This window comes from Streptomyces sp. 5-10 (genome assembly GCF_014712245.1).
Classification (GTDB): Bacteria; Actinomycetota; Actinomycetes; order Streptomycetales; family Streptomycetaceae; genus Streptomyces; species Streptomyces violaceusniger.
On record NZ_JACVYG010000022.1, the window covers coordinates 113,948 to 137,735 of the forward strand.

A 23,788-nucleotide genomic window follows, 5' to 3' on the forward strand; every position below is an offset into this window, starting at 1 on the left:
CCCCGGGCCGCTGCCGAGAGTGTCCGGCGCGCCATGGCTCCTCAGGATGTCATCCGCCGTTCTTTTACGATCTCCTGGGCCAACCCATGGGCGTCAGTGCCCTGTTTCTCGGCCCCTGACGAAGCCTGTTTATCGGGCTAAGTTTGCTTTACTCTGCTGAATATGACGCTGACGCGCAGGGAGCGGGAGATACTCGCGCTGCTGCGGAGGGACCCGCTGGCCGGAGCCCAGTCCATCGCCGACGCCCTCGGGACCACGCGGGCCGCGGTCAATGTGCACCTGTCCAACCTGGGCAAGAAGGGCGCCATCCTGGGGCGCGGCTACATCCTGCGCCAGGAGCACGCGGTGGTGGTCATCGGCGGGGCCAACGTGGACATCAAGGTGCGCAGCCTCGCCCCCGTGGCGTACCGCACCAGCAACCCGGGGCGGTCCCACACCAGCCCCGGCGGGGTGGGCCGCAACGTCGCCGAGAACCTCGCCCGGCTGGGTACCCCCACCCATCTCATCGCGGCCGTGGGGCAGGACGCGGCGGGGGAGCGGCTGCTGAGCGAGACCCGGGTCGCCGGGGTGCGCGTCGAGCATGTGCACCGCGGCCCGCATCCCACCGGCACCTATACGGCGGTGCTGGACGCCGACGGCGATCTGGTCGTGGCCATCGCCGACATGGCGGCCACCGACGCGCTGGCCCCCGAGCACCTCCACGCCGCGCGGGAACTCATCGGCAACGCCGGTCTGCTGGTGCTGGACGGGAACCTCTCCCCGCGGGTGCTCTCCTACGCGCTGGACCTCGCCTCCGCCACCGGGGTCCAGACGCTGATCGACCCGGTGAGCGTCCCCAAGGCGGCGCTGCTCGCCCCGCTGTTCGCCGCCGGGCGCCCGGTCTTCGCCGTCACGCCGAACGTGGCGGAGCTGGGCGCGCTCGCCGGGCGGGACCTCGACGGAGGCACGGACGAGGGCGACCCGGACCTGCTCCGGGCCGTGGCCGTCCTCCACGAGCGCGGGGTGCGGCATGTGTGGGTGCGGCTCGGTGCGCGCGGCTCCCTGCTGAGCACCCTCGACGAGGGCCGGGTGCGGCTGGAGGCGCCACCGGCCGAGGTGCGGGACGTCACCGGGGCCGGTGACGCGATGCTCGGCGCGTTCGCCCACGCCCTGCTCGGCGGCGCCGACCCGGTCGAGGCCGCCCGCTACGGCCACGCCGCCGCCGCGCTGACCGTGGCCACCCCCGCCACCGTACGACCCGACCTGACCGCGCGTCTGATCGAGGACGCGCTCGACGCCCCGCTGCGGAGGACCACATGACCACCCCCCACCCCCGGCTGACCGTCACCGAGGAGGTCGCGGAGGCCCTGCTCGACGGCCGTCCCGTGGTCGCGCTGGAGTCCACGATCATCAGCCACGGCATGCCGTATCCGCAGAACGTCGAGATGGCCACCGAGGTCGAGGAGATCATCCGCGCCGAGGGCGCCGTCCCCGCCACCATCGCCGTCCTCCACGGCAGGCCGCGCGTCGGTCTGGAGCGGGCCGATCTGGAACTGCTCGCCACCAGCCCCGAGGTGGGCAAGGTCAGCGTGCGCGACCTCGCCCATGTCATCGCGCGCGGCGGCCACGGCGCGACCACCGTGGCGTCCACCATGCGGCTCGCCGCGCTGGCCGGGATCCGGGTCTTCGTCACCGGTGGCATCGGCGGAGTGCACCGGGGTGCGGAGCGGTCCTTCGACATCAGCGCCGATCTCGCCGAGCTCGCCACCACCCCGGTGGCCGTCATCAGCGCCGGGGTCAAGAGCATCCTCGACATCGGGCTGACCCTGGAGAAGCTGGAGACCCTGGGCGTTCCGGTGCTCACCTACGGCACCGACGACTTCCCCGCCTTCTACTCCCGGGTGAGCGGCTTCCGCTCCCCGCTGCGCGTCGACTCGCCCGAGGAGATCGCCGCCACCATGCGCGCCCAGTGGGAGCTGGGCATGACGGCGGGGCTGAGCATCGCCAACCCGGTCCCCGAGGCCGAGGAGATCCCCGCCGGGCGGATGGACGGCATCATCGAGCGGGCCCTCGCCGAGATGGCGGAGGCGGGGATCGGCGGCAAGGACGCGACCCCGTATCTGCTGGGCCGGATCGTGGAGTTGACTCAAGGGGAGAGCCTGCGGACCAATATCGCCCTGGTCAAGAACAACGCACGGCTCGGGGCGCGGATCGCGATCGACTACGCCGCCGCGGCGAGGAGCGGATCGTGACGGGTCGGCCTCGACGGCCCGATATTCGATTGCCCCCGGCGGGGCCCGGTGCTGGGGTGGGCGCATGGATCGTGATGTGGTGCGTGAGCTGTACGACCGGGAGATGAGACAGGGCGCGCGGGCCGACGGCCCCGGCGTCCGGGTCGAGCGCGTGGGTGCGGTGGTGCGGCAGACCGGCGGCCGCGACGACTGGAACGGCGTCCTGTGGTCGGATCTGGACGATGTCACCGCCGATGCGGCGATCGCCGAGCAGATACGGCACTTCAAGGGCGCGGACCGCGCCTTCGAGTGGAAGCTGTACGCGCACGACCGCCCCGGCGACCTCGGCGAACGGCTCCGGGCTGCCGGATTCGCCCCCGAGCCCGAGGAGACGCTGATGGTCGCCCACGTGGCGGACCTGGACACCGCCGTCGAACCGCCCCGGGGCATCCGGCTGCTCCCGGTGACCGACGCGGCCGGTGTGGAACGGGTGGTGGACGTCCATGAGCGGGCGTTCGGCGACGACGGCACCGCTCTCCGGCACCGGCTCCTCACCCAGCTCGCCGAGGGGCCGGACACGGTCGTCGCGGTGGTGGCCCTGGACGGTGACCGGCCGGTCAGCGCGGCGCGGATGGAGCTGCCGCCCGGGGCGCCGTTCGCCGGGCTCTGGGGAGGGGGCACCGTGCCGGAGTGGCGCGGCCGGGGCATCTATCGCGCGCTGGTCGCGTTCCGGGCGCGTATCGCCGCCGACCGCGGCTATCGCTATCTCCAGGTGGACGCGTCCAGCCTGAGCCGCCCGATCCTGCGCCGGCTCGGCTTCGTGCCCCTGACCACCACCACGCCGTACGTGTACCGGGCGTGACGACAGCCGGGGGCGGGGGCGGAGGGCCTTGTCGGTGGGCCTGCCGGGGCCGGGGCGGACGTGGCCGGGCGCCTTGTCGGTGGGGTGTTCTACGGTCTGGCCATGACGACCTCCGATGATGTCCGTGCCATCGCCCTGTCGCTGCCGGAGACCACAGAGAAGATCGCCTGGTCGATGCCCACGTTCAGGGTCGCCGGGAAGATGTTCGCCACCTTGCCCGAGGACGAGACCTCGATGGCCGTCAGATGTCCCAAGGTGGAGCGGGAGGAGCTGGTGCTGGCGGAGCCGGAGAAGTTCTGGGTCGCCGGCCATGAGGCGAGTTCGGCCTGGGTGCGGGTGCGGCTCGCCGCGCTGGACGACCTCGATGAGCTGCGGGATATCCTGCTCGACTCGTGGCGGCAGGCCGCACCCGCCTCATTGCTCGAATGATCACACCATACGGCCGGCGACCCCTCGAAATGCGGCGGTATGGGCGTTCGAGGAGATAACCGACACGGGTGAAAGTATGGACTTTTCCCGGTAATCGGAGTGCCGTCTTCCGCTGTGCGGGGTTCCCTGGAAGGGAAACAGCGAGGGAGGCCGCATGGTGCACGGCGGCAGGACGAACCGCCCCGCGGTGTGCGGCGGCCCGTGTGCGGCCGCCGCCCTTCTGCTGCTGGCGGCCACGCTGCTGCATGCCGTGCTGGCCCTCGGGGTCGTCCGCGCCGCGCCGTCCAGCGGGCCGGAGCAGTGCGCGGCCGGGAAGGCCGGGGCGGCCGGGGTGCCGAACCGGGCCCCGGCCACGTCCGCGCCCGGTGACGCGGGGGCTCCCGCCTCGGCCCGGGCCCTCGCCGCGTCCGCCCCCGCCGGTGCTCCCGTGCCCGTCACCCCTGTTCCGGTGGCGGCGGACGCCGAGGACGAGCGCTCCACCTCCTCGGCGTCGGCCGTGTTCTCCACCCGGGACGGTGCCGGGCATCCGGCCCGGCACGCCGGGCGGGTGGCTCACGGCGCCTCGTTCGGCGCCCATCGGTCCCTCTCGACGTCCCTCGGCCCGCTCGTGCTCGTCGCGGTCCGCGGTCGCCCCGCCGACCCGGCGCCGGGCGTCGGCGCGTTCGGCGCCGGGGGCGACGTCCCGGCCGGTCGGCTCTCCTCGCGGTCCGTCGTTCTGCGCTGCTGACCGGGCCCGGGCCGTCCGTCATCCCGTTTCCGCGTGCCTCGCGGATCCCGGATGCGGTCCGCCCTGCCCGCTCAGCCGTAGGACGTCCGAGACCGCAGGAGTATCCGCATGCCCGTCGATGTCTATGCCGCCATGCGCGCGATGCTGCGCGCGGAAGCCACCCGGCGCCCCGTCACCCCGCAGGCCCGCCCCGCCGATCCGTCGCCGCCCGCGGCGGATCCGGCCGCTTCCGCCCAGGTGGACGCCACCGTTCGGGACACCTCCGCCGAGGAGGCCGTACCGGCTCCATCCGCCGTGCGGCGCCCCGTCCGCCGGGCCCGCCCGTCCCGTTACCTGTCGCGCTGCCGTGCCGTGCTGCGCGCCGTACGCCACACCGTGTCGTCCTGCTTCGCCGGACGAGCGTCACGACAGGGCCGGTGACACGCAGGGCCGGTGACGCACAAGGCCGATGGCGCAGGGCCGATGGCACAGGGCCGTTGACACACAGCCGTTGACACACGGCCGTTGACCGGCCATCGAGGGAGGGGAGCCGGAAGGGCGGGTGCCGGGAGGTCACACCGGTCCGTCGTTCCGTCCGCCCTCCGGGGAATCCCCGCCCGAGAGCAACCGCTCGCGCTGCGCCACGGCCCAGGCGTAGCCGGGATTCAGCGCCACCGCACGCTCCAGGTCCGTCAGCGCCTCCGCGCGTCGGCCCAGGGCCTCGTTGGCCATCGCGCGGCTCCCCAGGGCCCAGGCGTAGCCGGGGTCGAGGGCCAGCGCCCGGTCGTACGCCGCGATGGCCTCCTCGTAGTGGCCCGCGAAACGGTGGACATCCCCGCGTTCGCCCATCGTTCCCGGGATGCCCGGCTCCAGCGCCTCCACCCGGTCCAGGTCCTCCAGCGCGCCCGCGGTGTCCCCCAGGGTGCTGCGGACCCGGGCCCGCCGGAGCAGTGCCCAGGTGTAGTCGTGGTTCAGCTCGATGGCCCGGTCCAGATCCGCCAGGGCCTCCTGGATCCGGCCGAGCGCCATGTTGGTCTGGCCGCGGCTGCCCAGGGCCACATGGTCCGCCGGGTCGGCCTCGATCACCGGGTCGAGCCGGGCCAGCGCCTCCTCGTAGCGGCCCGCCCGGCGGCAGGTCTCCCCGCGCTCCCGCTGCACCCAGGTCGAGCCCGGCTCCAGCGCGTCCACCCGGTCCAGCGCGTCCATCGCCGCGGTGAACTCCCCGGTGGCCCGGTGGACCACGGCACGTCCGAAGTGCGCGCGCACGTTGCCGGGGTCCAGCTCGATCGCCCGGTGGAAGTCCCCCAGCGCCCCGTCGTACTCCTCGACCGACCGGCGGTGCCAGCCCCGCACGAGGAGGGCCGCGACCCGGCCGGCGGTGTCCAGCCCGCCCCGCGCCAGCAGCAGCCCCAGCGCTTCGATACCGCGCCGCCGTTCGTCCGCCAGCGCCTCCACCAGGTGCCGCCCCCAGGTGCGCACCGCCTCCGAGTCGGCGTCCTCGCCCGCCTCGACCAGGGTGGTCGCCCAGCGCCGGGCCACCGCGGGGCCCGCGTCGCAGGCCCCGATCCCGTCCCGCAGCGCTCCGGGCAGCGCCGCCGACGGCCGTGCGCACAGCAGGTGGTACCACTCCTCCAGGCGCGGTCCGCTCCAGGTGTCCAGCCGCCATCCGTCGTGCGGGTCGAGCCCTCCGGCGGCCGCCTCCCGCCATCCGGCGAAGGTCTCCGCCAGCCGGGTGTGCGCCGCGCTCCACCGCCGCGGGGAGGTGGTCCGCTGCAGCCGCAGCATGGGGGCGCGCACCACATCGTGGTAGCGGGCCGCGCCGTCGCGGTCGCCGATGAACGGCAGCGACCGCAGCCAGCCGAACAGCCCGGCCCCGTCGTCGTCCACCGCCGCCCTGAAGACGTCCTCGTTGAGCCGCCGGGGCAGCGCGCCCGCCAGGGCGGCGGAGCGGCGCACCGGATCGTGCTCCCACTTCAGGAACCGGTCGACTGCGGTGGTGCTGGGGTCGTCCAAGTCCCCGCTCGTGCCGGGGTTCTCGGCGAGGGTGGACACCAGGACCGGCAGCCGGCCGGAGAGCCGCAGCACCTCCCGCACCACCGGCTCCTGGGTGATCCCCTTGGCGGTCAGCAGCTGCCGGGCCTCCGCGTCGGTGAACGGCTCCAGCGGCAGTTCCGCGACCACATCGGCCAGATCGCCCCAGCAGCCGGGGTCCAGCCGGGTCTGCCCGGCCAGCACCAGCACGGTGTTGGCGGGGAGGGTACCGAGGCGTTCGCTGGTCAGCAGGGTGCGCAGCCAGGGGTCGACCAGCGGCCCGAGACGCTCGTAGGTGTCGAAGAACAGCACCAGCCACGGCACCGCCGCGGCCGCCTCCGACAACTCCCTGACCAGCAGCGGGGACAGCGTCTGCACCGGATCCAGCACCAGCTGGACGTCCTTGTGGTCGCGGAACCGCGAGCTGAGCGCCGCCCGCAGCCGGTCGGTGCCCTCGGCCAGCGGCACCGGATCGACGGCGCCCGCCAGCGCCCCGACCCCCGGCACCAGGCCGAGCCCCGCGAGACCCGCCCGCGCGGCGGCCATACTGCCGGTGCTGGGCCCCTGCCGCTCGCCCTCCGCCGGTACCGACTCCGCCTCGTGGCGGCGCTGCCGATAGGTGGCGAGCCGCCGGTCGAAGGCGGTCAACTCCCGCCCCTGACGGGCGAATTGCTCGCTGATCGCGGCCATCGCCTCGGGTACGGAGCTCGCCGTCTCGTCGATACGGGCGGTGAGCGCGCCGTACTCCTGGCGGGCGGTCTCCTCCAGCCGGCGCACCAGCCAGGTCTTGCCCACGCCCGCGTGGCCGTGCACATGGAAGACGAAGCGATGCCGCGCGTCCTCCGGCGGCAGCCCGAAATTGTCCCGGAACGCGTCCAGTTCCCGGCGCCGGCCCACGAATCCGGCGTTCCTGCGCCGCTGGATCAGCTCCTGCATCGACGGCCGTGCCCGCCCCATCGGCCCCGCCTCCCCTCGGGGTCCAGTCTGCCAGTACGATCGGCGAACGGGCTTATTGCGTACGATGTGCAAGTGCCCACCTACCGCATCAGAACCGCGACCCCCGACGACCTCGACGCCGCCCGCGGCGTGATGCTCGACACCGTCTACCGCGACTTCGGAACCGGCTATGTGCCGCGCTGGCACGCCGACATCATCGATCCCGCCGCCGCGTATCTGGACGGTGCGCGCCACACCCTGCTGGTCGCGGTGGACGACGGCGACGGGGCGGTCGTGGCGACCGCCGCGCTCGACTCCCGGGGCCCCGCCCATCCGCCCAACCCCCCGTGGCTGGCCGCGCGTTATCCGTCGGGCGAGACCGCGCAGCTGCGCCGGGTCTATGTGCGCCCCGAGCACCGGCGCCACGGGCTGGCCCGGCGGCTGGTGCGTGCGCTGCTGGACTTCGCCGAGGCGGACGGCGGCTATCACGCGGTCTATCTGCACACCGATCCGGCGGTGCCGGGCGCCGAGCCGTTCTGGCGGTCCCTGGCGAAGGTCGTCTGCGATGAGCGGGAGGCGCCCGGGGGTGGGCGGGGCATCGTCCACTTCGAGGTGCCCATGACCCCCGGGGCACGCTGAGTCTTATGGAAATGATTATCATCTAGCGTCCGTGTCCGGCCGTACCCGCGCAGCCCCTGGAGAACCACGCCCATGCACTCCGTCCGCCGCCGGTGGGCCGCCGCGCTGTTGCTCCTCCCGCTGCTCGCCGGGTGTTTCGCGGCCCGCGACGGTTCGCCGTACGACGCCGGGGCCGAGGCGGGCGGCGGGCGCCTCCGCGTCGCGATGGCCTTCCCGCCCGCCGAGCGCTTCTCCCCGTACGGCGCCGACGCCACCCTGCTCAGCAGGCTCGGCGTCACCGAGGGGCTGACCCGGCTGGACGGCAACGGCGGCGCGGTGCCCGCCCTCGCCGAGTCCTGGACGCGGGAGAGCGGCCGGGGTTGGCTGTTCACCCTGCGCGAGGCACGCTTCCAGGACGGCACCGAGGTCGGCCCGGCGGCGGTGGCGGGCGCCCTCGCCCATGCCACCCGCGCCGACCCGCCGCCCGCCGCGCTCACCGGGGTCACGCTCACCGCGGAGGCGGTGGGGGAGCGGCGGGTCCGGATCACCACCGCGACCGCCGACTCCGCCCTGCCGCTGCGGCTGTCCAGCCCGGGCCTGGCCATCCTCTCGCCCAAGGCGTACCGCACGAAGGCCGGTACGAGGCGAGGGGCGGCGGTGGACGGGGCGGCGGCGGGCGGGGCGGCGGTGGTCGATCCGGCCGGCACTGCCACCGGCCCCTTCACCCTGACCAGGACCACCGGCGCCACCCGTGCCACCCTCCACCGCTTCGACGACTACTGGGGCGGCCTCGCCCACGCCTCCGGCCTCGACGTCCGCTTCATCGCCGACGGCACGGCGCGCACCAACGCGCTGCGCAGCGGCGAGGTGGACATGGCCGAGGCGGTCCCGGTCTCCCAGGCGGCCACCCTCGACAAGGCCACCCTCCGCGAGGTGCCCACCGCCCGCACCACCGCCCTCTTCCTCAACACCCGCTCCGGGCCCTTCGCCGACCCCGCCGTCCGTGCCGCCGCCCGCGAGGCCGCCGACACCTCCGCCCTCGCCGACGATGTGTACGAGGGGCATGCCGACACCGGCCGCGGGCTGTTCGGCCCGGCCCTCACCTGGGCCGCGGGCGAGCGTCCCCGGCCGTCCGGCCGCCCCGCCGCCACGCGGGTCCGGAACACCCCGATCACCCTCGCCACCTACGACAACCGGCCCGAGCTGCCCGAGGTCGCGCAGGTGCTGCAACAGCAGCTGCGCAAGGCCGGATTCGGCGTGAAGCTGGAGGTGCGGGAGTACTCCCGGCTCGAAAGCGACGCCCTGGCCGGGAAGTTCGACGCCGTGGTGGCCGCCCGCAACACCATGCTCGACACCGGCGACCCGGTGTCCTACCTCGCCGACGACTTCACCTGCGACGGCGGTTACAACCTGGCCCGGGTGTGCGACAAGGCCGTGGACCGCGCGGTCGCCGAGGCCGGGTCCCGCGCCGACGACGCCGCGCGCCACCGTGCCGCCCTGGCCGCGCAGACCGCCGTCCTGCGCACGGACGGGGTGGTCCCGCTGGTCCACCAGCGGATCCTCCACGGCGTCGGCGCCTCGGTGCGCGGTGTGATCCTCGACCCGTACGAGCGCACGCTCGTCGGCACGGGTACGCGGCGTTGAGCGGCGCACGGACGCGGCGTTCCGGGCGGGGTACTGAGCGGACCGCCGGGTCGGGTGCGGAGCGGACCGCCGAGCCGAGCGCGGGGCGATCCGACCGGTCGGGTGTGGGCCGGTCCACGGGACCGGGTGCGGGGCAGGCCGCCGGGTCGGGTGTGGGCTGGTCCACGGGACCGGGTGCGGGCCGGTCCGTCGAACCGGGTGCGGGGCGGACCGCCGGGTCCGGTGCCGGACGGTTCGCTCGGTCGGGCGCGGGCGGGTCCACGGGACCGGGCACCACACGGGCCACCGGGCTGGTCGCGCTGTGGCGGGTCGCGCTCGCGGGGGCGTTGCTGTGCGGCATCGGTCTGCTGCCCTGGCTGTCCCGTACCGACCCCGCCCGTACCGTCCTCAAGGCGCGCGCGGCCGACCGCGACCCCAGCCCCGAGCTCCTGGAGTCCCTGCGCTCCCAACTCGGCCTGGACAACGGTCCGTTGCGGCTGCTCGGTGGGTGGCTCGCCGGGCTGCCCCAGGGCGACGCGGGCTCGTCCTGGATCTCGGGGACGGCCGTAGCCCCCTCGGTGGCCGAGGCGCTCGGCGTGTCGCTGCTGCTCATGGGCGGGGCACTGGTGGTCGCGGCGGCCACCGCGGGCGCGGTGTGCGGGCGCACGCTGTGGCTCGGGCCGCGGCGGCGGGCCGCCCGCCGCGGGGCCGGTGCGGGGAGCGGTGGCGCGCTGCTTGCCGCGCTGCCGGAGTTCCTGCTGGCGTCCGTGCTGGCCGCCGTGGTCGGGGTGCGGCTCGGCTGGCTGCCCGCGGTCGGCTGGTACGGGCCGCGGTGGATGGTGCTGCCCTCGCTCGCCCTCGGCCTGCCCGCGGGCGCCCTGCTGGGCCGGGTCCTGGACGACGCCCTGCCCGGCGCGTTCGCCGAACCCTGGTCGCGGGCCGCCACCGCGCGCGGGCTGCCCGCCCGGCGGATCGCCCGCCAGGCGCTGCGGCGTGCCGTGCCCGGAGTGCTGCCGAACATCGGGCTGTTCATGGTCGGGCTCACCGGAGGCGCGGTCGCCGTCGAGCAGGTCTTCGACATCCCCGGGCTCGGCCGGCTCTCCCTCCAGGCGGCCATCGCCCAGGACCTGCCGATGCTCCAGGCGTGCGCCCTCGTCCTGATCCTGCTCGCGGCCGCCGCCGGGGGTCTCGCCCGGCTCGCGGCCCGGCTGCTGCTCGGGCCCGCGCTGCGCGACGGGGCGCTGCCCTCGCTCGACCGGCCCACCGCCCCGTCCGCTCGCGCGATTCCGCTGCTCTACGCCGCGCTCCTGCTCGCCGTCGTAGTGCTCGGTGCCCTCCGGGACCCGCTGGCCGTGCACACCGCCGCCCGGCTCACCGCCCCGTCCTGGGCGCATCCGTTCGGCACCGACGCGCTGGGCCGCGATCTGCTGGCCCGGGTGGGACACGGCGCGCTGTCCACGCTCGCGCTCGCGGTGGCGGTGAGCGCCGCCGCGCTGGTGGCGGGGGTGCTGCTCGGGCTGGTGCCCCGGCTGTCCGGCGGCCTCGCCGAGACGGTGAACGCGGTGCCGCCCGTGCTCGCCGGGCTGCTGGTCGCCGGGGCGGCGGGCCGCGGCCCGTACACCCCCGCGCTCGCCGTGGCCGCCGTCGCCTGGGCACCGCTGGCCACGCACACCTCCGCCCTGCTGCGGCAGCAGCGCGCCGCCGCCCATCTCGCCGCCACCCGCGCGCTGGGCGCCTCCCGCCGCCATCTGCTGCGCCGCCACATCCTGCCCGCGGTCCTGCCCCCGATCGTCCGCCACGCGTTGCTGCGCCTGCCGTCCGTGGCGCTCGCCCTCGCCGCGCTGGGCTTCCTCGGCCTCGGTGCCCAGCCGCCGTCCCCGGAGTGGGGCCGGCTGCTGGCCGAGAACCACCCCTACGCCGAGCGCGCCCCCTGGGCGGTCCTCGCCCCCGCCGCCGCGCTGGCCCTCCTGGGGCTCCTGGCGGTGACGGCGTCCGGCGGCGTGCGGTGGCCCCGCCGGCGACGGCTCCGTATTGACGACCGCCCGGGTGCGCTCATCGGGAGCCTCCGAAGTAACCCCCGCAATGCAGGGGGCGAATCGGACTCTGCGGAGCATGGCCGGGAAGGCTGAATCGCCGCAAGGGCGATACTCATCGTTGATGTGCCGTCAGGTTGTCACAAGTGGATGTGGTAGTTCGTGAGCTGTGGGCACTCATGTGAAGCGGGCGTACCGGTACCGCTTCTACCCGACTGATGCGCAGGCAGCCGAGCTGTCGCGCACGTTCGGGTGTGTGCGGAAGGTCTACAACATGGCGCTGTTCCGCTCCAGCAGGCCCTGCGTCACCCCCTGGCCGCTGGGCTGGCGGTATCGGCCTGTGGAGCCGGTGTACGACCTCAACGGAGAATCTCGGGCGGGCAGTCGGCAACGAAGCAGGAACCCCTACGGCGCGAGCTGTGGGAAGCCCCTTCTGAATGAGGGGGAGGAAGCCAAGAACTCCGGTCAGATCTACTCCCACTACGCCGATGCGTTCGGTCGGCCTGCGTGGTCGACGCCTTCGCCGACGACGATTGGTCTGTGGCCTTGGCCAAGGCCACAGACTGCGGCCTGAACTGCGGCGTCATCAGCGAAGCGCCGGGAAACACCTCAGCCGATCCCGGGGATGAGGGGCACGGCCCCGGGGCGGCGCGCCGCCAGCCGCAGCGCGCCGACCGTGAAGCGCACCACCTGCTCCTTGGTGCGCGCGGCCGTGCCACCGCACAGCACCATCTCGCGCGGGGAGTCGTCCGCCCGCACCAGCTGGACCAGCCCGTCCCGGCGGCCCAGGCTCACGCACTGCGCCATGAAGCGGAAGCGCAACGGCTTCGGCTCCCGCCCCCGCGTCTCGGCGATGATCGAGGAGGCGGCGTGCGAACCGGACGTGAGCGCGGTGGCGCAGGCCATGCGCAGGGCACCGGCGGCCGGGGTGGCCATGGCCGCCGCGTCGCCCACCGCGTAGATGTCCGGATGGGACACCGAGCGCAACGTGGCGTCCACGCGGACGCGGCCACCCGGGTCCAGGGTGATTCCAGCGGCCTCGGCCAGGGCGGTGTTCGCGGTCATCGCGGTGGCCCAGACCACCACGTCGGCGTCGACGTCCTCCGGGCGCGCCACCCGGCGGCCCTCCTCGATCCGGACACCGAGCCCGGTGAGCGTCGTACGGACATGGGCGCGGCCCTTCGCCGACAGCCCCGCGCCGACCTCCCCGTCCGTGACCAGCCGGACCTTCCAGGCGTCGTGGGACTCGGCGATCTCGGCCGCCAGCTCGATGCCGGTGAGTCCTCCGCCGACCACCGTCAGCTCACCCGGGCCGTCCAGCAGCCGTTTGTGCAGTTCGGCCGCGGTCTCCGGGGTGTAGGCGCGCTCACCGGGGTCGGCGGTGCGGCTGCCGAGCGCGTACACCAGCCGGTCGTAGCCGCGCCGGCGGCCGTCGTCGGTGGTGATCCGCCGGGCGGCCGGATCGATCCCGGTGGCGCGGGCGGCCAGGTGGACGACCCCGGCCCGCCGGGTCAGCGCGTCCAGCGGATGCGTGATGTCGGGCCGCCCGGCGGCCCGCTCGTGCAGCCGCACCCGCTCGGTGAAGGCGGGGCTCGGATCGACCAGGGTGACGCGGGTGTGCGGGGCCAGCCGCAGGGCGGCCATCAGCCCCGCGTAGCCCGCGCCGAGTACCAGGACCTGCTGCTTCTCCATGGGGGCGGCCTCCTCGTCGGTCGGTGTTCACGAGGAGGACGACACGGCGGCCCGAGATGTGACGGTGATGCCGGTCACAGGGCCGGTCACAGGTCCGGCAGGTCGAGGTGGCGGAGCTTGTCGGGGTTGATGACCGCGTCGATCTCGGTGATCCGGCCGTGGTGCACGGAGAACGCGAAGACCACGGCCTGCCCGCCCGCGCTGTCGACCAGGACCAGGCCCGGGGCGCCGTTGACGTCGCGGTGGTGCACCAGCATCGTGGCCGGGTCGAAGGCCCGGGCCAGCCGCTGGGCGAAGCGCGCCACCTTCTCGTCCCCCAGCACCGGGACCCGCGCCGCCGCCACCTTGCCGCCGCCGTCCGAACGCCAGACGACCTCCGGATCCAGGATCTCCAGCAGCCCGTCCAGGTCGCCACCCATGACCGCCTGGAGGAACGCGTCCACGGCCCGCCGGTGCTCCTCGCGGTCCACCGAGCGCCGCGGCGCCTCCGCCCGGACCCGCTTGCGGGCGCGGGAGGCCAGCTGCCGTACGGACTCCGGGCTCCGGCCCACCACCTCGGCGATCTCGGGGAACGGCACCGAGAAGACATCGTGCAGGATGAAGGCGGTCCGCTCCGCCGGAGTCAGCCGCTCCAGCACGGTGAGCAGCGCCAGCCCCACCGACTCGTCCAGCGTCACCCGGTCCTCCGGACCGTCGGCCGTCACCACCGGCTCGGGCAGCCAGGGGCCGACGTAGCGCTCGCGCCGCACCCGCGCCGAACCCAGCAGGTCGTAACAGATGCGGCTGACGACGGTGGTCAGATACGCGCGGGGGTCGGCGACCTCGTCCGCGGGCAGCGCCTGCCAGCGCAGCCAGGTCTCCTGCACCGCGTCATCGGCGTCGGCGACCGAGCCGGTGATGCGATACGCGACGGCCCACAGCCGGTCGCGCTGCTGTTCGAAGGCGGTCAGCTCTGCCATGTCCTGATCCTCTCCTCGGCCTGAGAAGGAGGACGAGACGGCGGGCCGAAGTGTGACGGCCGCCTTGCGGGGGGCGTAGTTCTCCCCATCTGGGCGGGGCGGGGCTGGCGCGGGGGCCACGGCAGGCGTAAGCAGTAGATGTGCACACGCGGCAAGGTCCCTCGGATCCGCGCCGGTCAAGGTGGCGGACCCGCGTCTTGGTCGTGATCCCCCTGCTGGTCATCGGGCTGATCACGCTCGGCGATGTGCTCACCCCGGCGAATATCCGGCTCAGCCCGCTGCTGATCGCGGCCCCCGCCATGACCGCCTCGTTCGCCGGCCCCCTGCTCACCGCCTGCGTCGGGCTCCTGGCCGTCGCCGCCCAGGTCGCGGCGAACGCCTCGGAGGGGCTTCTCGGCCATCCCGGCCGACTGACCGAGGTGATCACCCTGGCCCTGGTCTCGGCGATGATCGTGCTGTTCCGCGCGGTCCTCGACCGGCACATGCGCGAGCTGAACCGGGTGCGGGCGGTGGCCGATGTGGCGCAGCGGGTGCTGCTGCGCCCGCTCCCCGGAAGGGTCGGCCCGCTGCTGATCGCCTCGGTCTACCTCGCGGCCGAGCCGGGGGCGGAGATCGGCGGCGATCTGTACGCGGCGGCGCGCACCGCGAACGCCACCCGACTGATCATCGGCGATGTCCGGGGCAGCGGGCTGACCGCCGTCGCGGACGCCTCCCTGGTGCTCGGCGCCTTCCGTGCGATCGCCCACTGGCCCGTACCGCTGACCGATCTGGCGTCCCACCTGGACACCGCCCTGTCCGCGGAGCGGACCGAACCCCGTGACAAGGCGCCTGGGGCGGGGGAGTCGTTCGTCACCGCCGCCGTGCTGGAGATCCCCGACGACCTGCCGGTGGTCCGGCTCGTCAACTGCGGACATCCGCCGCCGCTCCTGCTGCGCGACTCCGGTGTCAAGGCGCTGGAGGGCCAGGCGCCCGCACTGCCGCTGGGCCTCGGCCACCTGGCGGCCGGCCGCTACCACACCGAGGACTTCCCGTTCGACGAGGGCGATCAGCTGCTGCTCTACACCGACGGGGTGATCGAGGCGCGGAACAGCGAGGGCGCCTTCTTCCCGCTCGCCGAGCGGCTCCCGGGAGCGGACGGCGGTGGCCCCCAGTACCTCGTCGACCGTCTGCAGCGCGATCTGCTCAGCCACACGGGCGGCCACCAGGGCGATGACGCCGCTATGGTCGTCCTCGAACGCCACTGGGTGGAGCGCTGACGCACCCGGTGGCGCGCTGGCGCGCCGATGGCTCCGGACCGGTGTCCGCTCGCGGAACCGCCCAGGAACGGACATCGGTATCGATCACCCGTAAACTGGTCATATGGGCAGCGGGAACGAGGGCCCGAACCAGGGCCCCGAGGACTTCGGGCCGGATCCACTCGGCGATTTCCTCGCACGCTTCCTCGGGACCGGGCCGGCCGGGCAACGGCCCGATTCGCGCCATGTCGACTTCGGCCGGCTGATGAGCGAGAACGCACGCCATCTCGTCTCGGCCGCCGCCTCCTACGCCGCCGAACACGGCAGCACCGACCTCGACACCGAACATCTGCTGCGGGCGGCGCTCGCCGCCGAGCCCACCCGGACCATGGTCTCGCGCGCCGGAGCCGACCCCGACCGGATCGCCGCGGAGATCGACCGGGAGGCGGGGGGCGGGCCGCCGCGCAACTCGGTCGCCGTCACCCCGGCCGTCAAACGGGCGTTGCTCGACGCCCATGAGATAGCCCGCTCGCGCGGCTCCTCGTACATCGGCCCCGAACACGTGCTGATCGCGCTCGCCGCCAACCGCGAGTCCACCGCCGGGCAGATCCTGGGCGCCGCCCGCTTCGAGCCCCGGGCACCCGGCCCGCCGACCGGCGGGCTCACCCCGAGCGCCCCCACGGTCGACCAGCGGCCCGTCGTGGACCAGCGGAAGACCCCGAACCTCGACCGGTTCGGCCGCGATCTGACCGAACTGGCCCGTGAGGGGCGGATCGACCCGGTGATCGGCCGTGACGAGGAGATCGAGCAGAGCGTCGAGGTGCTCGCCCGGCGCGGCAAGAACAACCCCGTCCTCATCGGCGAGGCCGGAGTCGGCAAGACGGCCGTCGTCGAAGGGCTCGCTCAGCGGATCACCGACGCCGATGTGCCGGACATCCTGCTCGGCCGCCGGGTCGTCCAGCTCGACATCGCGAGCGTCGTGGCCGGCACCCGCTTCCGCGGCGACTTCGAGCAGCGCGTCACCAGCATCGTCGACGAGATCCGCACCAACTCCGACGAATTGATCATCTTCATCGACGAGCTGCACACGGTGGTCGGCGCCGGCGGCGGTGGCTCCGAGGGCGGCCAGATGGACGCCAGCAACCTCCTCAAGCCCGCGCTCGCCCGCGGCGAACTGCATGTGATCGGCGCGACCACGCTCCGGGAGTACCGCCAGTACATCGAGAAGGACGCCGCGCTCGCCCGCCGCTTCCAGCCCATCATGGTCCCCGAGCCCACCTCCGCGGACGCCGTCGCCATCCTGCACGGCCTCCGCGACCGCTACGAGGCCCATCACCAGGTCCGCTACACCGACGAGGCGCTGCTCGCCGCCGTCGAGCTCTCCGACCGCTATCTGACCGACCGTTTCCTGCCCGACAAGGCCATCGACCTCATGGACCAGGCGGGGGCCCGGGTACGGCTGCGCTCCAGCGCCCGCGGCACCGATCTGCGCGCCCTGGAGCGGGAGGTCGAGCAGCTCACCCGGGACAAGGACCAGGCCGTGGCCTCCGAGAGCTATGAGCGCGCCACCTCCCTGCGGGACCGGATCGCCGAGCTGAACAACCGGATCGCACGGGCGTGCGAAACGCAGTACCACGGCGGGCGCGTCGCCGAGGTCACCGTCGAGGACATCGCCGAGATCGTCTCCCGGCAGACCGGAATCCCCGTCTCCAGCCTCACCCAGGAGGAGCGCGAACGGCTGCTGGGCCTGGAGGAACACCTCCACCGTCGGGTCGTCGGGCAGGAGGAGGCCGTATCCGCCGTGGCCGACGCGGTCCTGCGCGCCCGCGCCGGACTCGCCGACCCGGGCCGCCCCAGCGGCAGCTTCCTCTTCCTCGGCCCCACCGGCGTCGGCAAGACCGAACTCGCCCGCGCGCTGGCCGAGGCGCTCTTCGGCAGCGAGGACCGCATGGTCCGCCTCGACATGAGCGAGTACCAGGAGAAGCACACCGTCAGCCGGCTGGTCGGCGCGCCGCCCGGATACGTCGGGCACGAGGAGGCCGGACAGCTCACCGAGGCGGTGCGCCGCCAGCCCTACTCGCTGCTGCTCATGGACGAGGTGGAGAAGGCCCACCCCGATGTCTTCAACATCCTGCTCCAGGTGCTCGACGACGGCAGGCTGACGGACGCCCAGGGCCGCGCCATCGACTTCAAGAACACCGTCATCGTGATGACCAGCAACCTCGGCTCGGAGACCATCACCGGACGCGGTGGCCCCCTGGGCTTCGGCGGCGGTGGCGAGGAGGCCGACGACGCGGCGCGCCGGGAGCGGGTGCTGCGCCCGCTGCGGGAGCACTTCCGGCCGGAGTTCCTCAACCGCATCGACGAGATCATCATCTTCCGCCGGCTCGCCGACGAGCAGCTGCGGCAGATCGCCGATGTGCTGCTGGAGGAGACCCGGCGCCGGCTGCACGCCCAGGACGTCGGCGTGGAGTTCACCCCGGCCGCCGTCGACTGGCTGGCCAAACGCGGACACCAGCCGGAGTACGGCGCCCGGCCGCTGCGCCGCACCATCCAGCGCGAGGTCGACAATCCGCTCTCCCGGATGCTGCTCGGCGGCGAGCTGCCCGCGCACAGCCAGGTCCGGGTCGATGTGCACAACGACCAGCTGACCTTCCACACACGGGACGCCGCCGACCGGACGGGCCGGCCCGGCGTGCCGGGACCGCCTGAACAGCCCGGTGGGACGGAGCGACCGGGGCCGCCGGAGCGGTAGCGCCACCGGCGGCGAGCGGGTCAACGGCCCATGGACAGGCCGTCCTTCTTGGCGCCCCGGCTGAGCACCGCCTCCTGGATGGTGCTCAGGGCGCTGGTGTAACCCGGGTTGCCGGGGCTCTTCTCCAGGGCCCGGGGAAGGTTCACCAGGGTGATCGGATCGTTGTCCACGGCGTGCGGGATGTACTCCGCCTTCTTCACCTGCCACGCCCTGCCCGGGGCGGAGGGCGGGGTGAAGGTGAAGCGCGCCGCCGAGCCCATCTGGCCGCGCTTGTCGGGCATGACCCCCGCGATCTGGTCGCCCATGCCGTAGACCACCCAGGTGCCGTTGACCTTCTCGTACGCCTGGGGGATATGGGCGTGGGTGCCGATGATCAGGTCGATGTCGCGGCGGCCGCCGTCCTTGGAGGCGGTGAGCTTCTTGGCGAGCGAGAGCTGGAGCTTGTCCGGCGCCTGCTGCCACTCGGTGCCCCAGTGCACGCTGACGACGACCACATCGGCCCCGGCGCGCCGCGCGGCCCGCGCGTCCTTGATGATCCGCGCCGGATTGATGAGGTTGACCAGCCACGACTTGCCCTTGGGGACCGGGATGCCGTTGGTGCCGTAGGCGTAGGCGAGATGGGCCACCTTGGCGCTCCCGGCCTCCAGGATCGTGGGACGGACGCTCTCCGCGGCGGAACGGGCCGATCCGGCGTGCTTGAGCCCGGCCTTGTCCATGGCGTCGAGGGTGCGGACCACCCCCTCCGGACCGGCGTCGAGGGTGTGGTTGGAGGCGGTGGAGCAGGAGTCGTAGCCGATGTCCTTCACGGCCGAGGCGAGCTGCGGGGGCGTCTTGAAGGTCGGATAGCCGGTGAACGGCCCGTGGGCGGCCCCGTAGACGGTCTCCATGTGGCAGATGGCCAGGTCGGCCCGGGCGACGACGGGCGCGGCCGCCCGGATCATGCGCCGGAAGTCATAGCTCTCACCGCCCGAGTCCGCCTTCGCCTGCCGGATGACGGAGGCGTGCACCAGCAGATCGCCGGTGGCCACGAGGGTGAAGTTCTTCATGGACCCGCTCCTGGCCACCGCCGAGGTCTTCGATGGCTTCTCCTCGGCCTTCGGGGCGGCCGGTGTCCCGCTGCCGCACGCGGTGGCGGCGCCGAGCAGGGCGACGGCGAGAAGCGCCGTCCGATGGCGTGGGTGATGGGACACGGTGCACTCCGCACTGGTCCGACCATGTCGGACCCTTTTGTTCTGATTGTCGGATTGTCGTATTTATTGCACGACATCAGAGGGGCTTGCGGAGTGGTGGGGAGCTTCACCGGTTCGGCCGAGCGGTTGCACCCGATGGGCCCGGTCAACCCCTGGCCGGCGCCCAACGATGGGACAATGCGCGCCCGCCGCGCGACGCCATGGCCGGGGCGGTCCCCGAGTGGTCGTTCGCCGTGTAACTCCCTTGTGAACAAGGGCGGTTAGCGGTGCATGCGGGGTGCGGAGCTGACACCATGAGGGGGTAGCTCGCGGGCATCCGCGGTGGGACCTCGGGGGAGGGCGTGCCATGCAGATCGGCCGGCCCAGCATCACCGCCCGCGGCGCGGCCGCGTTCCGCGCGGCCCACCAGGAGCTGGAGGGCGGCCGGGTGTTCCACGACCCGCTGGCGCTCCGCATCCTCGCCGCCGACGCGGACGACCCCGTCCTCGAGGCGGCCTTCCACCCCGAGCGCGAGGATGTGCGGCTGTCCGTGGCCGCCCGTGCGCGGTTCGCCGAGGACGCCGTCGCGGCCGCCGTGGCACGCGGGGTACGGCAGGCGGTGGCGCTCGGGGCCGGGCTGGACACCTTCGGCTGCCGCAATCCGCACGAGGCGGAGGGCCTGAGGGTGTTCGAGGTGGACCATCCCGCCACCCAGGAGTGGAAGCGCGACCGGCTGGCCGCCGCGCAGATCCCCGTACCGCCGTCACTGACCTTCGCGCCGGTGGACTTCGAGCGGCGGAGCCTGGCCGGCGGGCTGACGGCGGCGGGCTTCGACCCGGCCCGCCCGGCGTTCTTCTGCTGGCTCGGGGTGGTGCCGTATCTGACGCACACCGCCGTGCTGGACACGCTCGGCTTCATCGCGGCCCTGCCGGACGGCTCGGGCGTGGTCTTCGACTACGGTGAGCCGCCGGACGCGCTGCCACCGGAGCAACGCGCCGTGCACGAGGCGCGCGCGGCGTGGGCCGCCGAGGCCGGCGAGCCCTTCCTCAGCTTCTTCACCCCGGAAGAGCTCGCCGACGAACTGCGCCGGCTGGGCTTCTCCGCGAGGGAGGACATCCGCTACCGCGACCTCACGGCCCGGTACGAGAGCGGCCACCGCGTGGCCGACGGAAACGCGGACCTCGGCGCCCATGTGATCCATGCCTGGACGCGGGGCTGAGCGCGCGGACGGGGGGAGAGAGCGCCTGGCTACGGGATCGAGCCCGGGCCGCCGGTGGACGGCGGCCCGGGCCTGGTCAACGGGCGTGCCGACGAAGGGAGTTACGAAGCCCATCGGCGGCGGTCACCGGTACGGTGACCCGGCTGCCGCCCAGGTTCACCGCCACCCTGGCCCCGGTCGCCTCCTCGAAGTAGAGGAAGTCGGCGTCGGTGCCGCCGAGGACCAGCCCCAGCCGATGGCCCGGCTTGATCTCGTAGTCGCCCGGCAGGGTCTTCCAGGTGATCTGGTAGGACCGGCCGGGGGTGAGTGGCTCGGGGGTGGTGAGCGAGTGGCGGTTCTGGGCGTCCATCCAGCCCCGGGCGATCACCTCGGAGGGCTCGCGCGCCGTCACATTGGCGGTCCGCTGGTAGCAGGCGTCGTCCTGGGCGGTGCTCTCCCCGTGGCAGGATTCCTCGTCCAGCCCCCGCAGACCGTCGTGGATCCGGTTCTGGGGTTCGTTGCGGTTCCAGTCGATCCGTTCGTCCTCGCCGTAGTCCACGAGCAGCGCGGTGAGGTTCGACGTCGGCTTGTCGAGCGTGACCCGCAGATCCGCGGTGGGTGTGCCGGAGAGCCGTACCCCGGTGCGCAGCGGCGGGGTGAGGAAGGCCAGCCGGCCCGGGCGGTTCGCCGACGGGTCGGCGGTGAGATCCGCCTCGCTCAGCTTGGTGTCGGTGAAGGTCCCGGTACCGCTCGCGGGGCTCAGCGCCAGCGAGCCGTCGGGCCCGGGGCGCAGCGGGACCGAGGAGGTGTCCGCGGGCCAGTCGGCCTGGGTCGTCCAGGTGTCCGGGCCGGTCTGCAGATCGACGCGGGGCTCGTCCATGATTCCGTTTTGCACGCCGTACAGCCAGTGGTCGAACCACCGGTGCACGGTGTCGACCCACTGCGTGCGCCGACCGGGCCAGTCGAATGGGTCGGTGTGGCCGTAGCGGCCCAGCCACAGCTTGCGTGGCACCCCGCGCTCGGCCAGCGCACCCCACCAGTTCGCGAGCTGGTTGATCCGGATGTTGTAGTCGGTGATGTCATGCGCCGCGAGGACGCTCGCGCGCACCTTGTCCACCTCGGGCGCGGGCCGCGCGAGGTAATTGCGCTCATGCCAGTGGGCGTTGTAGTTGCCGGTGGCGTCATCCTCACCGGCCTGCAACCGCTCGCGCACCGCCTGGCACTTCTGGGGCGGGTCGGTGTCCAGCGCGGTCGTCAGATACGAGGCGAAACCGTTCCAGTGCTTGGCGCCGTTGGTGCGGGCGAACTCGTACCAGGAGCTGACTCCGGAGATCGGGACGATGGTCTCCAGCCCCTCCACTCCGGTGCCCGCCACGGCGTTGGCCAGCATGCCCTCGTACGAGTGGCCGATCATGCCCACCTTGCCGGTGGACCAGGAGGCCTTCACCTCGCTGCCATCGGCCGCGTACGCGGTGGCGCGGCCGCCCAGCCAGTCGATGGTGGCCTTGGCGGCCGCCACATCGGCGGCGCCGCCGACCGTCAGACAGCCATCGGATCTGCCGGTGCCGGTCACATCGACATCGACCACGGCGTAGCCGCGCGGCACGAAGTAATTGTCGTAGAAGAGCGGGAACTTGGCCGGGTTGCCCTGGGCGTCATAGCTCTTCCGCTCCGACTCGAAGCCACGGCCCACGGTGTCGTTGTAGGGGCTTGAGGACATGATGACCGGCACCTTGAGACCCTGCTGGGTCTCCTTGGGCCGGATGATGTCCACCGCGACCCGGTCCTCGTGGCCGTCGCCGTCACTGTCGACGGGCGTTTGGACCATGAGGTGCTCGCGCACGGCGTCCGCGTAGGAGAACACCGGCTGAGTACGGCCGTCCACCACCTTGGTGGCGGGTCTGGCGGCCGTCCGGGCCGACGCGGGCCCGGCGGGCAGTGCGGCAAGGGCTGTCGACATCGTGAGCGCGGCGATCAGGACCCCGCGCCATCGTGAAGTGCGCATACGGACCTCCTGGCCACGGCCCCCGCCCCGGGACCGCCGGCCGGCGGTGGCCGGTCGGCGGTCCCGGGGTTCCGGAGCCATGGAGGCTACTCGGCGATTTTCGTACGCATGGTCCAGCGAAAGATCGCTGTGGTGATGTCAGCGGAATCGTTGACGAGTTCGAAGTGCTCGTATCCATTGCGGTGCTGGATTTTGAGCTTCTTGCTGGTGAGGGTCGACGGCCCGGTCCTGAATGCCCGGGGAAGATCGTCCGGTCCGCCTTCGAGGACGACCTCGATGGGAGTGCCCTCGGACAGATAACTGACGTGTTCGCTCAATATTTCCACCTCCTTACGCGGTCCTCCTCAAGCGGGAACATGCAGTTCCAGTCGGTCATCCGAGGTGAGGATGGCCTGCTGCATGTCCTGTAGGGCACGGCACGGCTCGAGCCCGAGTTCTTCATTGAGCGTCTTGCGCGCCGCTTGATACACATGCAAGGCGTCCGCCCGGCGGCCACAGCGGTAGAGCGCCAGCATCAACTGGCGGTGCAGTGCCTCCCGCAAGGGATGCTCGGTGGTCAGCTGATACAGATCGCTCACCAGCTCGCGATGGCGGCCGAGCATGAGCCGGGAATCCGTCAGCATCTCGATGCATTCCAGCCGGGCTTCCTTCAGCCAGGTCTGAAAGCCTTCGAGGATCGGCCCATGGCATACGTCGTCCAGCAATGGATCGCGCCAGAGATCGAGTGCGCTTTCGAATGTCACCGTGGCCTGTTGGTAACGCCGCTCCCGCAGATGGTCCCGGCCCTCGCACACCAGCCGTTCGAAGCAGTGGAAGTCGAGGTGGTCGTGGCCCAGCCGCAGGACATATCCCGGCGGGCGGGTGATGACGGGGCTTTCGTTCTGGCCGGGCCGGCGCAGGAACTTACGGATCTGGGAGACGTACACATGGAGCCCGGCGATCGCCCGGCGCGGCGGGTCCTCCCCCCAGATCTCCGTGATGAGCTGGTCGATCGGGACAACTTGATCGGCGCGGACGAGGAGGACGGTCAACAGGACCTCGATCTTCCGCGCCCTGATGGTTAATTTCCTCTCCCCTTCCACTACGCGGAGAGGACCCATGATCTCATATCGCACGATGTGCCCCATCCGAGTCGCCGACGAGTGCGGTCATGGGACAGTCGGCGCCTTTGCCGGAATTGCCCGCGGGGTGGTCTGTGTGTTCTCTCGATTTCGAGGCGGGTCTGCTTTCGGAGGTGAACGCATGTGCGGGCCGGGCTCTGGTGGTCCATGCGGAACGTCGGCCCTGGCCGTCCGGGTGGCGCGCGGTAATTGTCACGTCCCCGGAG

Annotated in this window: 19 protein-coding genes and 1 pseudogene; 13 read left to right on the top strand and 7 right to left on the bottom strand. The window is 73.1% G+C overall.

The annotated features are described in order from the left end of the window. Positions 1 to 162: 162 nt before the first annotated feature. From IEJ02_RS23970 to IEJ02_RS23995, 6 genes are all read left to right on the top strand, one after another. Positions 163 to 1,299: a PfkB family carbohydrate kinase gene (locus IEJ02_RS23970; protein WP_191066749.1), complete on the top strand. Its 1,137-nt coding sequence runs from the start codon at positions 163 to 165 to the stop codon at positions 1,297 to 1,299. Beyond that, complete coding sequence (locus IEJ02_RS23975; protein ID WP_191066750.1) at positions 1,296 to 2,231, top strand: pseudouridine-5'-phosphate glycosidase; 936 nt, start codon at positions 1,296 to 1,298, stop codon at positions 2,229 to 2,231. Before IEJ02_RS23970 ends, IEJ02_RS23975 begins: the two co-directional genes overlap by 4 nt. A gap of 64 nt (positions 2,232 to 2,295) precedes the next feature. Beyond that, positions 2,296 to 3,072: a GNAT family N-acetyltransferase gene (locus IEJ02_RS23980; protein ID WP_191066751.1), complete on the top strand. Its 777-nt coding sequence runs from the start codon at positions 2,296 to 2,298 to the stop codon at positions 3,070 to 3,072. Between the two features lie 102 nt (positions 3,073 to 3,174). Further along, the gene (locus IEJ02_RS23985; protein ID WP_137981522.1) at positions 3,175 to 3,501 is read left to right on the top strand and encodes an MmcQ/YjbR family DNA-binding protein; all 327 of its coding nucleotides are present in this window, start codon (positions 3,175 to 3,177) and stop codon (positions 3,499 to 3,501) included. 154 nt (positions 3,502 to 3,655) lie between these two features. Then, on the top strand, positions 3,656 to 4,228 hold the full coding sequence (locus tag IEJ02_RS23990; protein ID WP_191066752.1) for a hypothetical protein: 573 nt from the start codon (positions 3,656 to 3,658) through the stop codon (positions 4,226 to 4,228). 108 nt (positions 4,229 to 4,336) lie between these two features. Continuing rightward, positions 4,337 to 4,648, top strand: coding sequence for a hypothetical protein (locus IEJ02_RS23995; RefSeq protein WP_191066753.1), 312 nt, complete (start codon positions 4,337 to 4,339; stop codon positions 4,646 to 4,648). A 132-nt stretch (positions 4,649 to 4,780) separates the two neighbouring features. On the opposite strand, the gene IEJ02_RS24000 is transcribed toward IEJ02_RS23995, so the two are convergent. Further along, complete coding sequence (locus tag IEJ02_RS24000) at positions 4,781 to 7,195, bottom strand: tetratricopeptide repeat protein (RefSeq protein WP_223864312.1); 2,415 nt, start codon at positions 7,193 to 7,195, stop codon at positions 4,781 to 4,783. A 132-nt stretch (positions 7,196 to 7,327) separates the two neighbouring features. Between IEJ02_RS24000 and IEJ02_RS24005 the strand changes: the two genes are divergently transcribed. From IEJ02_RS24005 to IEJ02_RS24020, 4 genes and pseudogenes are all read left to right on the top strand, one after another. Beyond that, positions 7,328 to 7,813, top strand: coding sequence for a GNAT family N-acetyltransferase (locus tag IEJ02_RS24005; RefSeq protein WP_223864330.1), 486 nt, complete (start codon positions 7,328 to 7,330; stop codon positions 7,811 to 7,813). 72 nt (positions 7,814 to 7,885) lie between these two features. Further along, positions 7,886 to 9,436, top strand: coding sequence for an ABC transporter substrate-binding protein (locus tag IEJ02_RS24010; RefSeq protein WP_191066755.1), 1,551 nt, complete (start codon positions 7,886 to 7,888; stop codon positions 9,434 to 9,436). Between the two features lie 290 nt (positions 9,437 to 9,726). Further along, on the top strand, positions 9,727 to 11,544 hold the full coding sequence (locus IEJ02_RS24015) for an ABC transporter permease subunit (protein WP_191066775.1): 1,818 nt from the start codon (positions 9,727 to 9,729) through the stop codon (positions 11,542 to 11,544). 73 nt (positions 11,545 to 11,617) lie between these two features. After that, positions 11,618 to 11,731: pseudogene (locus IEJ02_RS24020) on the top strand (helix-turn-helix domain-containing protein); the annotation flags it as partial. Between the two features lie 326 nt (positions 11,732 to 12,057). Here the strand turns inward: IEJ02_RS24020 and IEJ02_RS24025 are convergent. Together IEJ02_RS24025 and sigJ are read right to left on the bottom strand one after the other, a co-directional pair. Next, positions 12,058 to 13,140 carry an NAD(P)/FAD-dependent oxidoreductase gene (locus IEJ02_RS24025; protein WP_191066756.1) on the bottom strand — a complete coding sequence of 361 codons (1,083 nt, stop codon included), beginning with the start codon at positions 13,138 to 13,140 and terminating at the stop codon, positions 12,058 to 12,060. A gap of 86 nt (positions 13,141 to 13,226) precedes the next feature. Continuing rightward, positions 13,227 to 14,099 (bottom strand): RNA polymerase sigma factor SigJ, encoded by an 873-nt coding sequence (gene sigJ, locus IEJ02_RS24030; protein WP_191066757.1) that lies wholly within the window; start codon positions 14,097 to 14,099, stop codon positions 13,227 to 13,229. A 197-nt stretch (positions 14,100 to 14,296) separates the two neighbouring features. Here sigJ and IEJ02_RS24035 point away from each other — a divergent pair, with 197 nt between their 5' ends. Both IEJ02_RS24035 and IEJ02_RS24040 read left to right on the top strand, forming a co-directional pair. Next, the gene (locus IEJ02_RS24035; protein WP_223864313.1) at positions 14,297 to 15,355 is read left to right on the top strand and encodes a PP2C family protein-serine/threonine phosphatase; all 1,059 of its coding nucleotides are present in this window, start codon (positions 14,297 to 14,299) and stop codon (positions 15,353 to 15,355) included. Between the two features lie 103 nt (positions 15,356 to 15,458). Beyond that, positions 15,459 to 18,089, top strand: a complete 2,631-nt coding sequence (locus IEJ02_RS24040; protein WP_223864314.1) for an ATP-dependent Clp protease ATP-binding subunit — start codon at positions 15,459 to 15,461, stop codon at positions 18,087 to 18,089. Between the two features lie 20 nt (positions 18,090 to 18,109). On the opposite strand, the gene IEJ02_RS24045 is transcribed toward IEJ02_RS24040, so the two are convergent. Further along, positions 18,110 to 19,279 (bottom strand): CapA family protein, encoded by a 1,170-nt coding sequence (locus IEJ02_RS24045; RefSeq protein WP_191066759.1) that lies wholly within the window; start codon positions 19,277 to 19,279, stop codon positions 18,110 to 18,112. Positions 19,280 to 19,625: 346 nt separating this feature from the next. Between IEJ02_RS24045 and IEJ02_RS24050 the strand changes: the two genes are divergently transcribed. Beyond that, entirely contained in the window at positions 19,626 to 20,477 is an 852-nt protein-coding gene (locus IEJ02_RS24050) for a class I SAM-dependent methyltransferase (protein WP_191066760.1), read from the top strand. 76 nt (positions 20,478 to 20,553) lie between these two features. Here IEJ02_RS24050 and IEJ02_RS24055 read toward each other — a convergent pair whose 3' ends face one another. From IEJ02_RS24055 to IEJ02_RS24065, 3 genes are all read right to left on the bottom strand, one after another. Further along, positions 20,554 to 22,461, bottom strand: coding sequence for a Xaa-Pro dipeptidyl-peptidase (locus IEJ02_RS24055; protein WP_191066761.1), 1,908 nt, complete (start codon positions 22,459 to 22,461; stop codon positions 20,554 to 20,556). A gap of 86 nt (positions 22,462 to 22,547) precedes the next feature. Further along, positions 22,548 to 22,778, bottom strand: coding sequence for a DUF5988 family protein (locus tag IEJ02_RS24060; protein ID WP_191066762.1), 231 nt, complete (start codon positions 22,776 to 22,778; stop codon positions 22,548 to 22,550). Between the two features lie 27 nt (positions 22,779 to 22,805). Continuing rightward, complete coding sequence (locus IEJ02_RS24065; RefSeq protein WP_191066763.1) at positions 22,806 to 23,576, bottom strand: AfsR/SARP family transcriptional regulator; 771 nt, start codon at positions 23,574 to 23,576, stop codon at positions 22,806 to 22,808. Positions 23,577 to 23,788: the final 212 nt, after the last annotated feature.

Coding starts and splice junctions, on each gene's coding strand:
- IEJ02_RS24050 (WP_191066760.1), top strand. CDS start 19,626: ATGCAGATCGGCCGGCCCAGCATCACCGCCCGCGGCGCGGCCGCGTTC.
- IEJ02_RS23990 (WP_191066752.1), top strand. CDS start 3,656: ATGGTGCACGGCGGCAGGACGAACCGCCCCGCGGTGTGCGGCGGCCCG.
- IEJ02_RS23985 (WP_137981522.1), top strand. CDS start 3,175: ATGACGACCTCCGATGATGTCCGTGCCATCGCCCTGTCGCTGCCGGAG.
- IEJ02_RS23975 (WP_191066750.1), top strand. CDS start 1,296: ATGACCACCCCCCACCCCCGGCTGACCGTCACCGAGGAGGTCGCGGAG.
- IEJ02_RS24055 (WP_191066761.1), bottom strand. CDS start 22,461: ATGCGCACTTCACGATGGCGCGGGGTCCTGATCGCCGCGCTCACGATG.
- sigJ (WP_191066757.1), bottom strand. CDS start 14,099: ATGGCAGAGCTGACCGCCTTCGAACAGCAGCGCGACCGGCTGTGGGCC.
- IEJ02_RS24005 (WP_223864330.1), top strand. CDS start 7,328: ATGCTCGACACCGTCTACCGCGACTTCGGAACCGGCTATGTGCCGCGC.
- IEJ02_RS23970 (WP_191066749.1), top strand. CDS start 163: ATGACGCTGACGCGCAGGGAGCGGGAGATACTCGCGCTGCTGCGGAGG.
- IEJ02_RS24000 (WP_223864312.1), bottom strand. CDS start 7,195: ATGGGGCGGGCACGGCCGTCGATGCAGGAGCTGATCCAGCGGCGCAGG.
- IEJ02_RS24040 (WP_223864314.1), top strand. CDS start 15,459: ATGGGCAGCGGGAACGAGGGCCCGAACCAGGGCCCCGAGGACTTCGGG.
- IEJ02_RS23995 (WP_191066753.1), top strand. CDS start 4,337: ATGCCCGTCGATGTCTATGCCGCCATGCGCGCGATGCTGCGCGCGGAA.
- IEJ02_RS24025 (WP_191066756.1), bottom strand. CDS start 13,140: ATGGAGAAGCAGCAGGTCCTGGTACTCGGCGCGGGCTACGCGGGGCTG.
- IEJ02_RS24010 (WP_191066755.1), top strand. CDS start 7,886: ATGCACTCCGTCCGCCGCCGGTGGGCCGCCGCGCTGTTGCTCCTCCCG.
- IEJ02_RS23980 (WP_191066751.1), top strand. CDS start 2,296: ATGGATCGTGATGTGGTGCGTGAGCTGTACGACCGGGAGATGAGACAG.